Origin of the sequence: Streptomyces sp. NPDC060209, assembly GCF_042728155.1 — a bacterium.
Lineage (GTDB): Bacteria > Actinomycetota > Actinomycetes > Streptomycetales > Streptomycetaceae > Streptomyces.
The window spans coordinates 24975-37620 of record NZ_JBHWZS010000051.1 but is presented as its reverse complement, the minus strand read 5'-3'; the positions used below and the strand labels follow the sequence as shown (position 1 = coordinate 37620).

The 12646-nt window shown below is 70.3% G+C and carries 9 protein-coding genes and 2 pseudogenes; 8 read left to right on the top strand and 3 right to left on the bottom strand.

The features are described 5' to 3' along the window. Nucleotides 1-786 (top strand): ectoine hydroxylase (gene thpD / locus ACFWFI_RS13120; protein WP_387388637.1); only part of this gene is annotated, 786 nt, incomplete at its 5' end. Between the two features lie 295 nt (nt 787-1081). Here the strand turns inward: thpD and ACFWFI_RS13115 are convergent. Continuing rightward, nucleotides 1082-2128 (bottom strand): annotated as a pseudogene (locus tag ACFWFI_RS13115) (zinc-binding dehydrogenase); the annotation flags it as partial. A 91-nt stretch (nt 2129-2219) separates the two neighbouring features. Here ACFWFI_RS13115 and ACFWFI_RS13110 point away from each other — a divergent pair. The 3 genes and pseudogenes from ACFWFI_RS13110 to ACFWFI_RS13100 all read left to right on the top strand — a co-directional run. After that, nucleotides 2220-2777: a TetR/AcrR family transcriptional regulator gene (locus tag ACFWFI_RS13110; RefSeq protein WP_387388644.1), complete on the top strand. Its 558-nt coding sequence runs from the start codon at nt 2220-2222 to the stop codon at nt 2775-2777. Nucleotides 2778-2880: 103 nt separating this feature from the next. Next, complete coding sequence (locus ACFWFI_RS13105) at nt 2881-3894, top strand: VOC family protein (RefSeq protein WP_387388635.1); 1014 nt, start codon at nt 2881-2883, stop codon at nt 3892-3894. 110 nt (nt 3895-4004) lie between these two features. Further along, nucleotides 4005-4481 (top strand): annotated as a pseudogene (locus tag ACFWFI_RS13100) (MarR family winged helix-turn-helix transcriptional regulator); the annotation flags it as partial. Nucleotides 4482-4565: 84 nt separating this feature from the next. Here the strand turns inward: ACFWFI_RS13100 and ACFWFI_RS13095 are convergent. Both ACFWFI_RS13095 and ACFWFI_RS13090 read right to left on the bottom strand, forming a co-directional pair. Next, entirely contained in the window at nt 4566-6125 is a 1560-nt protein-coding gene (locus tag ACFWFI_RS13095; RefSeq protein WP_387388632.1) for a glycoside hydrolase family 53 protein, read from the bottom strand. 49 nt (nt 6126-6174) lie between these two features. Further along, nucleotides 6175-8220, bottom strand: coding sequence for a beta-galactosidase (locus ACFWFI_RS13090; RefSeq protein ID WP_387388630.1), 2046 nt, complete (start codon nt 8218-8220; stop codon nt 6175-6177). A gap of 188 nt (nt 8221-8408) precedes the next feature. Here ACFWFI_RS13090 and ACFWFI_RS13085 point away from each other — a divergent pair, with 188 nt between their 5' ends. From ACFWFI_RS13085 to ACFWFI_RS13070, 4 genes are read left to right on the top strand one after another with little or no spacing between them, the layout of a single operon-like run. After that, nucleotides 8409-9722, top strand: coding sequence for an ABC transporter substrate-binding protein (locus ACFWFI_RS13085; protein WP_387388627.1), 1314 nt, complete (start codon nt 8409-8411; stop codon nt 9720-9722). Further along, entirely contained in the window at nt 9719-10642 is a 924-nt protein-coding gene (locus ACFWFI_RS13080) for a carbohydrate ABC transporter permease (protein ID WP_387388625.1), read from the top strand. Before ACFWFI_RS13085 ends, ACFWFI_RS13080 begins: the two co-directional genes overlap by 4 nt. Continuing rightward, nucleotides 10642-11502 (top strand): carbohydrate ABC transporter permease, encoded by an 861-nt coding sequence (locus tag ACFWFI_RS13075; protein ID WP_387388623.1) that lies wholly within the window; start codon nt 10642-10644, stop codon nt 11500-11502. The genes ACFWFI_RS13080 and ACFWFI_RS13075 overlap by 1 nt, the downstream gene beginning before the upstream one ends. Nucleotides 11503-11544: 42 nt before the next feature. Beyond that, nucleotides 11545-12579 carry a LacI family DNA-binding transcriptional regulator gene (locus tag ACFWFI_RS13070; RefSeq protein ID WP_387388620.1) on the top strand — a complete coding sequence of 345 codons (1035 nt, stop codon included), beginning with the start codon at nt 11545-11547 and terminating at the stop codon, nt 12577-12579. Nucleotides 12580-12646 lie beyond the last annotated feature (67 nt).

Genomic DNA, 12646 nt, shown 5'->3' with positions numbered 1-12646 from the left:
GTCACCGCGAAGGACCTCCAGGGTTTCGAGGAGAACGGCTTCCTCACCGTCGACCAGCTCGTCACCCCCGACGAGGTGGCCGTCTACCGCGCCGAACTGGACCGGCTCATCGCCGACCCCGCCGTCCGTGCCGACGAACGCTCCATCATCGAGCCGCAGTCGCAGAGCGTGCGCTCCGTCTTCGAGGTCCACAAGCTCAGTCAGGTCTTCGCGAACCTGGTCCGCGACGAGCGTGTCGTGGGCCGGGCCCGCCAGATCCTCGGCTCCGACGTGTACGTCCACCAGTCCAGGATCAACGTCAAGCCGGGCTTCGGCGCCTCGGGCTTCTACTGGCACTCCGACTTCGAGACCTGGCACGCCGAGGACGGTCTGGCCAACATGCGGACCGTGTCCGTCTCGATCGCGCTGACCGAGAACTACGACACCAACGGCGGGCTGATGATCATGCCCGGCTCCCACAAGTCGTTCCTCGGCTGCGCCGGCGAGACACCGAAGGACAACTACAAGAGGTCCCTGCAGATGCAGGACGCCGGCATCCCGTCCGACGAGGCACTGACCAAGATGGCCGACCGCCACGGCATCAAGCTCTTCACGGGCAAGGCCGGCTCGGCGACCTGGTTCGACTGCAACTGCATGCACGGCTCAGGGGACAACATCACCCCCTACGCCCGCAGCAACGTCTTCATCGTGTTCAACAGCGTCGACAACAGGGCAAAGGAGCCCTTCGCGGCCCCCATCCGCCGCCCCGACTTCATCGGAGCACGCGACTTCACACCCGTGAAGTAGGGACGTACGACGGTTCGGGTGGGGCGGGACGCATCGCGCGTCCCGCCCCTTCCGTGTCCCGGGGACCGGCCATCCGCGTCATCGGCCGTCAACGGCCGTCAACGGCTTGGGACGAACTGGCCGCCTCGAGCGATCCGGAGGCGGTCGCGGGCCGGGTCAGTCGCTCGGCTGGGCCGTCGGGGCGGGGCCGCGGCTACGCATCGACAGCGCCATGGCCAGGACCACGAACCAGAACAGGCCCGTGACGGCTCGGGGCAGCTCCCGGAACGCCCCGGCCTCCTCCCCCCGCTCCTAGGGGGTGCATGACGATCTTCCCCACGTGCCCCCTGCGGGCGAGCTCCTCCTGCGCCCGAGCGGCCTGGTCCAGTGGGAACGCCGCGGCGATCACCGGCTGGATCTCGGCGCGACGAGCCAGGTCCATCAGGAGGGCGAAGTGTGTGGGCGTGTGCATCGCGGAGCCGATCACCTGCGCGTTGTGCAGGTAGAGACGGCGCACGTCAAAGGTCACGTCGTACCCGCCGAGCGCGCCGGCGACGACCCACCGGCCACCTTCGCGCAGCAGTGGCAGTGCCTCACTCACCAGGTCCCCGGCGACGACGTCGAGTGCGACGTCGATGCCCTCCGGGGCGGCGGCGCGGATCTGCTCGGCGACGTCTCGTGCGCGGTCGAGGACTTCGTGTGCGCCCGCCTCGCGCACCGCGTCGATCTTGGATCCGCTGCTGATGGCGAGCACCCTCGCACCGCGCGCACGGGCGATCTGAATCAGCGCGATGCCGACACCGCCGGACGCTCCCGAGACCAGAACGGTCTCCCCCTCCCGCAGCCGGCCGCGCTCGATCATGCCCAGCGCCGTGCCGTAGGCGGTCGGCAGTGTCGCGAGCTGATCATCCGTGAGCGGGGATTCCGTCACGTCATGCACACGCTCCGCGGGTGCGGTCACGTACTCGGCGTAACCGCCGTCGCGTTCGCTCCCCATCAGGCCCACCGGGTTCGCATCCGGACCTTCGGTGTCGTAGATCGCCGGGTCGACGACGACCCGTCGACCGACGAGGCTCTCGTCCACGTCGGCGCCGACTGCCACGACCCGGCCGGCCACGTCGGCGCCCTGGATGCGCGGGAAGTCGAGCGGGCCTCGCCAGCCCGACAGTGCCTTCGGGTCTCCCGGACGGCCGTAGGCGCCCTCCCGGGTCCACAGGTCGGTGTTGTTCAGTGCTACCGCGCTGACCTGTACCAGCACCTCTCCTGCCTGCGGGGCAGGCACGGCCACCTCCGTCGGTTCGAGGACCTCCGGGCCCCCGTGCTCTGCGATCCGCACCGCGCGCATGGCCTCGGGCACACCCATCGCTCGACCTCCTCATAGGTATACTGATCTGTAAACACTCTCCACGGTACACCGATCAGTGAAGGAGCGCCCTGTGCAGGAAGCACGGCCCATGACACCGGCCGGCCGGCGCATCGTGGCGGCTGCCGAGGAGCTGTTCTACAACCGCGGAATCACGGCGGTCGGCGTGGATCTGATCGCTGAGCGCTCAGGGGTGACCAAGCGGACCCTGTACAACCGGTTCGGTTCGAAGGACCACCTCGTGGCGGCCTACCTCACACAACGCGACCAGCGCTGGCGGTCACTCGTCCGCGCCGCCGCCGATGCCTGCGACGACCCCGTCGAGGCCGTCACCGCACCTTTCGACGCACTGCGGACCTGGAGCGGGACCAACACCCGTGGATGCGCGTTCATCAACGCACTGGCCGAACTCCCGGACCCCTCGCACCCCGCGCACCTCATCGCCGCCAACCAGAAGCTCTGGCTGCTGAACCTCTTCGAGGAACTCGCCACCGCGGCGGGCTGTTCGGGCCCCGCCACCCTCGCCACCCAGCTCCTCGTACTGCACGAGGGCGCTCTCGCCATGCAGCCGCTCCCGATCGACACCCTTTCGGAAAGCTCTGACCTGGCACGAGCCGTGGTCCGAGCCGTCGCACCACCCCACCGATAAGGAGCGCGGGCGCCGACCGGGGCCGGAGCGACCTCCGCGAGAGCCCCACCCGGCCATCCAACTCACTGGACCTCGGCGTGGGTCAGCGGACACAGTGGCGCCCATGACTTCGCTCGTACAGCACATCACCATCGACTGCGCCGACGCCTACAAGCTCGCCGGTTTCTGGGCCGAGGTCCTCGGTTCCTCCCTGTCCGACGAGGACGAGCCCGGTGACCCCGAGGCCCTCGTCGAGACGCCCCGGGGCACACTGCTCTTCATCTCGGTGCCCGAACCCAAGAGCACCAAGAACCGGATCCACCTCGACCTGCGCCCCGACGGCCGGACCCGCGACGAGGAGGTCGAGAGGCTGCTCGCACTGGGGGCCACGCTGGTGGGCGACCATCGCAAGCCCAACGGCAGGGGCTGGGCGACCCTGGCCGACCCCGAGGGCAACGAGTTCTGTGTGGAGGTCAGTGCCCCGGAACGCGCCGCGCTGACCGGCGCCAGGCTGCCCGTCACCGCCGACGACGTGACGCTGGCGGTACGGCTCGCGGCCGACACCCTCGCGAAGTCCCCGGCCGAGGACTGGCGCGTGCCGGCCGGAGGGCTGACGTGGGACTGCTGGGAGACCGTCGAGCACCTGAGTGACGACCTCTTCGCGTACGCCGTCCAGTTGGGGCCGCGCAGGCCGCCGCAGGACCGTGAGGTGCCGTACCGGTACGCGCCCGAACGCGAGGGCGGTCCCGGGAACTCGATCTTCGCGAACCCGGAGGCGGGAACCGCCGGGCTGCTCCAGACGCTGGAGGCGAGCGGCGCCCTGCTGACCGCGATGGTGCGGACGACCCCTGCGGACGTGCGCTCCCACCACGTGTTCGGACTCTCCGACCCGGAGGGCTTCGCCGCGATGGGCATCGTTGAGACCCTCGTGCACACCTACGACGTCGCCGCCGGGCTGTCGCTCTCCTGGACGCCTCCCCAGGACCTCTGCGACCGGGTGCTGGCCCGGCTGTTCCCCGACGCCCCGGACGACGAGGACCGGTGGACCGTACTCCTGTGGTCCACCGGCCGCGCCGATCTGCCGGGCCGCGACCGTGTCACCTCGTGGAAGTGGCACGGTGCGCCGCTGGACCGGTGATCGGTGCGCGGGCCCCTGAGCTGCGCGGCAGCGACGGATACCGGCCACATCGCGGCCAGTTGCTGCGGTCCGCAGGAGCCTGACCGGGATACGCCGGTAGTGTCCCGGCCATGGAACAGCCGACCAGCACCGCCCTCACCGACCAGGCACCGGCGGACCCTGCGGCAACCGACGACGCCCTGGCCACACAGCCCATCGGGTACTGGAGCGGGCTGGCCCACACGGCCGTCACCCGCCATCTGCGGGACGCCATGGCCAGGATCGACGTCACGCAGCCGCAGTACTGGGTGCTCAACCGGGTGCACGGCGGGTCCGCCCCGCCCACCCGCGAGGAGGTCGTCGCCCAGCTCACACCCCTCGCCGACGGGCCCCAGGACATCTCCCGGGTCGTCGACCAGCTGCTCCACCGGGGCTGGCTCGGCCATGACGGGCAGGGGCTGCACCTCACGGACGACGGGGAGGCCGCCCGGGTGCGGCTGCGTGAGCTGGTGACCGGCCTCCGCGCCGAGGTCCACCAAGGGATCAGCGACGCGGAGTACGTGGCCGCGCTGAAGGTGCTCCGGACGATGGTGGCCAACGTCGAGGGCCCGCGCACCTTCAGCATCTCTCCCCCGCCGCCGACGGGTGTCGCCGGTCCGGTCCGCGCGCGCGTCCCGGACCGGCGGGCACGCCTACCTGTGCGAGAACCAGGCGGCCGCCGGGAGCAGCTTGCCGTTGTAGTCGAACACCGCCTGGTTCTCCCATGCGTTGCCCGACGCCGGGTCGGCCGGGTCCCAGCCGCTGCCGGCCGCGGCGGTCCAGGCCGGCTCCCAGTACACGGCGCCGAGTCCCCTGCCGTTCGGGACGGCCTCGACGACGTTCATGACGTCGCGGAGGTTCGCCGCCTGGCCGGCCGGGGTCGCCGGGTAGCCGGTGACCAGCTGGTCGGCGGTGGCCACGTTGTTCTCCAGGCCGTCGTCGTCGGCGAGCGTGTGGGCGTAGGCGGTCTCGGCGACCATCACCGGCTTCCCGAAGCGGGAGGCCGCGTCGTCGAGGTTGGTCTGGAGCTCGGACAGCGAGCCGTGCCAGTAGCCGTAGTAGGAGAGGGCGATGACGTCGAACGGCACCTTGTACGCCACGGCGTTGTCGAACCACCAGCGGGTACCCGCGTTGTCGCCGCCCTCGGCGAGGTGCAGCGCCACCTTCGTGCCGGAGGAGACCGCCTTGGCGGCGTTCGCCCCGGAGGTGATCAGGCCCGCCAGCTGGGACCAGTTGTCGGTGGAGCCCTCCGGCCAGAGCATTCCGCCGTTGATCTCGTTGCCGATCTGCACCATGTCGGCCGTCGTGCCCTGGGCCTTGAGCGCGTTCAGCACGTCGTAGGTGTGGTCGTAGACGTCGGTGCGCAGCCGGCTGTAGCTGTGGCCGGCCCAGGCGGCGGGCTTGTTCTGCTTGCCGGGGTCGGCCCAGGCGTCGGAGTAGTGGAAGTCGATGAGGATCTTCATGCCGAGGGCCTTGGCCCGCTTGGCCATGGCGAGGACCCGGGCCTTGTCGTTGTAGCCGTCGGCCGGATTCACCCACACCTTGAGGCGTACGTAGTTCATCCCGGAGCTCTTGAGGATGCTCATGGCATCCCCGGCCGTACCGCTCGCGTTGCTGTACGTGGCGCCGTGCGCCTCGTTCTTGGGGAGGGTGGAGAGGTCACCGCCCCTGACGCTCAGCCCGGTCGTTCCCTGGGTGAACGTGATGTCGTCGAAGTTGGCCCACTCCCCCGCGTGCGCGTCGGAGTTGAGGCTGATCGTGCAGGCTCCGCCGGTCACCTTGACGGAGGTGACGAGCCGGATCCAGGCGCCGTTCGACGTCGGGGGCAGGTCGGTGCGCTGCTCGGCGGCGCCGCAGTTGCGCAGGGCGATGAAGGCGGAGTTCTGGCCTCCGCCGGAGCGCACCCAGGCGCTGAGCGTGTACGTGCCGTCGGTGAGGCCGCTCAGATACTGGTAGGTCTCGACCTTGTACGCCGAGGCCGACCAGTGGCTGAGCCGGGTGCTGCCGCCGTGGCCGCCCGCCTCGGTGAAGGAGGCGGCGTTCTGGCCTCCGGCCGAGTACGTCGACCAGCCGGCCGCGCCCGACTCGAAGCCGGTGTTGACGGGGGCGGTGGCCGCGTGGGCGGCCTGGGCCGGGAGCGCGGCGAACACGAGGCCGGATAGTGCGGCCACCGCCCCGGCCGCCTTCGCGCGGGTGTGCGTCGTTCCGTACATCGTCGATGTCCCTTCGACAGTTGTGCGGGATTCCCTGTGGGTGGGCGCCTCAGCCGTCGAGCCGTACGACACGGACCGCGCCCGCCGGAACGGCGAGCTTGTCCACGGCGGGCTCGCCGGTGAGGAGTTCGGTGCCGGGGGCGTCCAACGCCACCGCGGCCTCGGCATCGGTGTGGTTGATCACGAAGAGATAGCTGCCGGTGTCGCCGGTGCGGCGCACGACCTCGACGTCGTACGGCAGGCTCGTGCGGGGCTCGATGCGGCCGTCGGCGGCGGCGCGGTCCAGGACGGCGTCCAGGTCCGGGCCGGAGAGCCGGGTGGAGATGTACCAGGCGGTGCCCTCACCGAGCCGGTTGCGCGTGACGGCGGGGCGGCCGGCCGGGATGCCGTCGGCGTACGACCAGAGCGTCTCGGCGCCGCGCGGGATCACCACGTCCGACCAGAGGTCGCCGGTCAGCTCGGGGCCTTCGGGGGCGCCCTCGGGGGTGATCAGGCGGACGGTCCCGCCCTCACCGAGCGGGGAGAACTCCTCGACCGTCAGCCCGAGTACGTCCCGGAGCGGGCCGGGGTAGGCCCCGGGGTGCACGGCGTCGTCGGTGTCGACGATTCCGGAGAAGTACGAGACGACGAGGGTGCCGCCCTCCTCGACGTACCGGCGCAGATTACGGCCGGTCTCCTCGGTGGCGAGGTAGAGAGCGGGGACGACGACCAGCGGGTAGCCGGAGAGGTCGGCGTCCGGGTGGGCGAAGTCGACGGTGAGGTGGCGGTCGTAGAGCGAGGCGTAGAAGGTGTCGGCCCGCTCGCGGGCGTCGTGCTCCTCGCTCGGGCGCCACTCCAGGCGCTGCGCCCACCAGGACTCCCAGTCCCAGAGCATCGCCACGTCGGCGACGGTCCGGGTGCCCCGGATGCCCTCCAGCAGGCCGAGCCCGGCGCCGAGTGCGCTCACCTCGCGCCAGATCCGCGAGTCGGTGCCGGCGTGCGGGAGCATCGCGGAGTGGAACTTCTCGGCGCCGCGCCGGGACTGCCGCCACTGGAAGAACATCGCGCCCTCCGATCCCCGGGCGACATGGGCGAGGCTGTTGCGGGCCATCTCGCCGGGGCGCTTGGCGGGGTTGCGGGGCTGCCAGTTGACGCCGCTGGTGGAATGCTCCAGCAGCAGCCAGGGCGCGCCGCCGGCCACCGAGCGGGTGAGGTCGGCCGCCATGGCCAGGTTGACGTGGGTGCGGCGGCCGTCGGTGATCAGGTAGTGGTCGTTGGTGACCAGGTCGACCTCGCGGCCCCAGGCCCAGTAGTCGACGGATTCGCACTGGCTGAGTGCGGTCATGAAGTTGGTGGTGACGGGGACACCGGGGGCGAACCGGTGCAGGATGTCGCGTTCGGCGGTGAAGTTCTCCCGCATCGTGGCGTCGGCGAAGCGGGCGTAGTCCAGCTGCTGCGCGGGGTTGCCGACCGTCGGGGTGGTGCGGGGCGGGTCGATGTCGTCGAGCGTCCGGTAGCGCTGACCCCAGAAGGCGGTGCCCCAGGCCTCGTTGACCGCTTCGACCGAGCCGTGCCGGGCGGTGAGCCAGCGGCGGAAGTGCGCGCCGCAGCTGTCGCAGTAGCAGGCGCTGACCGGGACGCCGTACTCGTTGTGGACGTGCCACATCGCGAGGGCGGGGTGGCTCGCGTAGCGGCGGGCGAGCTGTTCGGTGATGCCGGCCGCCGCCGCGCGGTAGGGGGCGGAGCTGTGACAGATGGCGCCGCGTGATCCGAAGGCGTAGCGGACCCCGTCCCGGCTGACCGGAAGGGCTTCGGGGTGGGCGCGGTAGAACCAGGCCGGCGGGGCGACGGTGGGGGTGCCGAGGTCGGCTCGGATGCCGTTGACGTGCAGCAGGTCCATGAGGCGGTCGAGCCAGCCGAAGTCGTAGGTGCCCGGTTCGGGTTCCAGCAGCGCCCAGGAGAAGATCCCGACGCTGACCATGCTCACGCCGGCTTCCCGCATCAGGCGTACGTCCTCGTGCCAGACCTCTTCGGGCCACTGCTCGGGGTTGTAGTCGCCGCCGAAGGCCAACTTGTGCAGGCCGACCGGGTAGGGAGCGGATTCTGAGTGCGGCATGGACAGCTCCTGGCTCTTTTGGACAACTTCTGGGAACGTGCACACACACTCTCGGCGGCGCAGGGCCAACATAACCGCACAGCAACAACCATTGACAAGTGTCGGTTTCGTTTCTCTACTGTGAACGCTCACAGCGCCTTTCCGGCCAGTCCGCCGATGCGTCTGTTCGTCTCGTCAGGGGAGAAACCATGAAATACCGCACCGTCGCGGTGTCCACCGCCGCCGCTCTCGCCGCCACCGCCCTGCTCTCGGGGTGCGGCTCGGACGACGGCGGCGACGAGCCGGCCGCCTCCGGGCCCGCCTCGCTGACCTATTGGGCATGGGCGCCCGGCCTGGACAAGGTCGCCGACATCTGGAACGAGGGCCCTGGCAAGGAGGCGGGCATCACCGTCACGGTGAAGAAGCAGGCCTCGGGCGACGACCTCGTCACCAAGATCATCACGGCGGCGAAGGCGCACAAGGCCCCCGACCTGGTCCAGGCCGAGTACCAGGCACTCCCCACCCTGGTCTCCAACGACGTCCTCGCGGACATATCCGAGGAGGCGGGCGACGCCGAGGGCGAGTTCGCCGACGGGATCTGGCAGCAGGCGACACTCGGCTCGGACGCCCTGTACGCCCTGCCGCAGGACTCCGGCCCGCTGATGTTCTACTACCGCCAGGACCTCTTCAAGCAGTACGGCCTGACCGTCCCGACCACCTGGGACGAGTTCGCCGGGACCGCTCGCGCGCTGAAGGAGAAGGCGCCGGACAAGGACCTCACCACCTTCTCCTCCAACGACTCGGGCCTCTTCGCGGGTCTCGCCCAGCAGGCGGGCGCGAAGTGGTGGACCACGGGCGGCGACAAGTGGAAGGTCGCGATCGACGACCCCGCCACTCAGAAGGTCGCGGACTTCTGGGGCGGCCTGGTCAAGGAGGGGGCCATCGACAACCAGCCGATGTACACCCCGGCCTGGAACAAGGCGCTCAACACCGGCAAGCAGGTCGCCTGGGTCAGCGCCGTCTGGGCACCGGGCACCCTGACCACCGCGGCGCCCGACACGAAGGGCAAGTGGGCGATGGCCCCGCTCCCCCAGTGGACCGCGGGTGAGAACGCCACCGGCAGCTGGGGCGGCTCCTCCACGGCCGTCACCAACGACTCCAAGAACAAGAAGGCCGCCGCCACCTTCGCGAAGTGGCTGAACACGGACCCCACGGCCCTCGCCGCGCTGGTGAAGGAGAGCGGCATCTACCCCGCCGCGACGGCCGCACAGACCGGTGGCGCGCTCTCGAAGGCTCCGGACTACTTCTCCAACCAGCCCGGCTTCTACACCGAGGCCGCCAAGATCGCCCAGGGCACCGCCCCCGCCGCCTGGGGCCCGAACGTCAACGTCGCGTACAGCGCCTTCAAGGACAACTTCGCCGCGGCCGCCAAGGACAAGTCGGACTTCGGCACCGCGCTGACCGCCATGCAGGACGCCACCGTCGCGGACCTGAAGAAGCAGGGCTTCGGGGTCTCGGAGTGACACGCACACCCCGCAGGAAGGCGTACGGGGTCAAGAGCGCCCCGTATGCCTTCCTGGTCCCCGCCACCCTCCTGTTCCTGCTCTTCTTCGCCCTGCCCATCGGCTACGCCGTCTACCTCAGCTTCCGCAGGACCGAGGTCAGGGGACTCGGCCTCGGCAAGGGCGCACGGGACGAGATCTGGGCCGGCCTGTCCAACTACACCGACGCGCTCTCCGACTCGGAGCTGCTGCACGGAGCGCTGCGCATCCTCGGTTACGGCGCGATCGTCGTCCCGGTGATGCTCGGTCTCGCCCTGCTCTTCGCCCTGCTGCTGGACACGGACGGGCTCCGGCTGCGCGGCTTCAGCAGGCTGGCGATCTTCCTGCCGTACGCGATCCCGGGCGTCATCGCCGCGCTGATGTGGGGCTTCCTGTATCTGCCGGACGTCAGCCCCTTCCTGTACCTGCTCGACGCGGTGGGGCTTCCGCAGCCCGATCTGCTGGACGGCGGGCCGCTGTATCTCTCGCTCGCCAACATCGCGGTGTGGGGCGGAACCGGCTTCAACATGATCGTGATCTACACGTCGCTGCGGGCGATCCCCGCCGAGATCTTCGAGGCCGCGCGGCTCGACGGCTGCTCGCAGCTGCAGATCGCGCTGCGGATCAAGATCCCGATGGTGGCGCCGTCCCTGATCCTGACCTTCTTCTTCTCGATCATCGCGACGCTCCAGGTGTTCAGCGAGCCGACCACACTGAAGCCGCTGACCAACTCGCTCTCCACCACGTGGAGTCCGCTGATGAAGGTCTACCAGGACGCCTTCGTCAACAACGACATCCACGCGGCGGCCGCCCAGGCGGTCATCATCGCCCTCGCCACCCTCGCCCTGTCCTTCGGCTTCCTCAGGGCGGCCAACTCCCGTACGAAGCAGGGAGACTCCTGATGAGCACCCAGCCCCTCGCCGCATCCGGCCGCCGGCGCCTCCCGCTCGTTCCGACCGCCGCGCTGCTCCTCGGCGCGCTGTACTGCCTGCTGCCCGTGGCCTGGGTCCTGGTCGCCTCGACGAAGTCCGGCAGCGAGCTGTTCTCCACCTTCACCTTCCTCCCCGGCTCGGGGTTCACCCAGAACGTCGCCGACCTCACGGAGTACCGCGACGGGGTGTACTGGAAGTGGATGGCCAACTCGGCCTTCTACGCCGGGGTGGGCGCGCTGCTCTCCACCGCGGTGTCCGCGGTCTCGGGGTACGCGCTGGCCGTGTACCGCTTCCGCGGCAAGGAGACGGTCTTCAACATCCTGCTCGCCGGGGTGCTGATGCCTCCGGTGATCCTGGCCGTACCGCAGTACCTGCTGCTGGCCGAGGCCGACATGACCGACTCCTACCTCTCGGTGCTGCTGCCGCTGATCCTCTCCCCGTACGGCGTCTACCTCGCCCGGATCTACGCGGCGGCCGCCGTACCGGCCGATGTGATCGAGGCCGGGCGGATGGACGGCGGCGGCGAGTGGCGGATCTTCCGGACCATCGCGCTGCCGATGATGCTGCCGGGGCTGGTGACGGTGTTCCTGTTCCAGTTCGTGGCGGTCTGGAACAACTTCCTCCTGCCGTACATCATGCTCGGCGACGACGAGAAGTTCCCGGTCACCCTGGGGCTCTACACGCTGCTCCAGCAGGGTGCGAACACCCCGGCGCTCTACACGCTGGTCATCACCGGCGCGCTGCTGGCGATCATCCCGCTGATCGCCCTGTTCCTCGTGATCCAGCGGTTCTGGAGCCTCGACCTGCTCTCCGGCGCCGTAAAGTCCTGACAGCTCCTCAACAGGGCTTCCTTTGAAGAAAGATCATGCTTCATGAGCCGCACAGAACAGAACGGCGCGGGACGCCGCCGGCCGCCGACGATCCACGACGTCGCACGGGAGGCCGGGGTCTCCCGGGGCACGGTCTCCCGGGTGCTCAACGGCGGTCACAACGTCAGCCCGGCCGCGCTCGAAGCGGTTCAGTCCGCCATCCGACGGACCGGCTACACCGTGAACCGGCACGCCCGGTCGCTGATCACCGGGCGCTCCGACTCGGTGGCGTTCCTGTTGACCGAGCCACAGGAACGCTTCTTCGAGGACCCGAATTTCAATGTGCTGCTGCGTGGCTGCACCACCGCGCTCGCCGCGCACGACATCCCGCTGCTGCTGATGATCGCCGGTACGGAGGCCGAGCGCCGCCGCAACATGCGCTACATCGCCGGGCACGTGGACGGGGTCCTGCTGGTCTCCAGCCACTCCGGCGACCCGGTCGCCGCCCAGCTGCACGAGGCCGGCGTGCCGCTGGTGGCCTGCGGAAAGCCGCTGGGTCAGGGGTCGAAGGTCAGCTATGTGGCGGCGGACGACCGCAACGGTGCCCGGGACATGGTGCGCTTCCTCCACGAGTCGGGGCGCCGCCGGATCGCCACGGTCACCGGGCCGCTGGACACCCCGGGCGGTGTGGACCGGCTCGCGGGCTACCGCGAGACGCTCGCCGAGTGCGGGCTTCCGGTCGACGAGGCCCTGATCGTGCCGGGCGACTACAGCCGGGCGGGCGGTGAGGCGGCGGCCGCGCTGCTCCTGGAGCGGGCCCCCGACGTGGACGCGGTGTTCGTCGCGTCGGACCTGATGGCACAAGGCGTGCTGGGCACGCTGGAGCGGGCCGGCCGGCGGGTGCCGCAGGACATCGCGGTCGGCGGTTTCGACGACTCGCCGGCGGCGCTCGCGGCCCGGCCCGAGCTGACGACGGTCCGCCAGCCGTGGGACCGGATCAGCGCCGAGATGGTGCGGGTACTGCTCGCGCAGATCGGCGGGGAGGACCCGGCCGCGGTCATCCTCCCCACGGAGCTGGTCCGCCGCGACTCGGCGTGAGGCCGGGGTCCGCCACGGGGGCGGGCAGCCGGAAATTCCGGTGCGTCCCGCTCCTCGCCGCATTAGC

Excerpts from the sequence above, each read along its gene's own strand:
- ACFWFI_RS13110 (WP_387388644.1), top strand. The coding sequence starts at position 2,220 with ATGACACCGGCCGGCCGGCGCATCGTGGCGGCTGCCGAGGAGCTGTTC.
- ACFWFI_RS13105 (WP_387388635.1), top strand. The coding sequence starts at position 2,881 with ATGACTTCGCTCGTACAGCACATCACCATCGACTGCGCCGACGCCTAC.
- ACFWFI_RS13095 (WP_387388632.1), bottom strand. The coding sequence starts at position 6,125 with ATGTACGGAACGACGCACACCCGCGCGAAGGCGGCCGGGGCGGTGGCC.
- ACFWFI_RS13090 (WP_387388630.1), bottom strand. The coding sequence starts at position 8,220 with ATGCCGCACTCAGAATCCGCTCCCTACCCGGTCGGCCTGCACAAGTTG.
- ACFWFI_RS13085 (WP_387388627.1), top strand. The coding sequence starts at position 8,409 with ATGAAATACCGCACCGTCGCGGTGTCCACCGCCGCCGCTCTCGCCGCC.
- ACFWFI_RS13075 (WP_387388623.1), top strand. The coding sequence starts at position 10,642 with ATGAGCACCCAGCCCCTCGCCGCATCCGGCCGCCGGCGCCTCCCGCTC.
- ACFWFI_RS13070 (WP_387388620.1), top strand. The coding sequence starts at position 11,545 with ATGAGCCGCACAGAACAGAACGGCGCGGGACGCCGCCGGCCGCCGACG.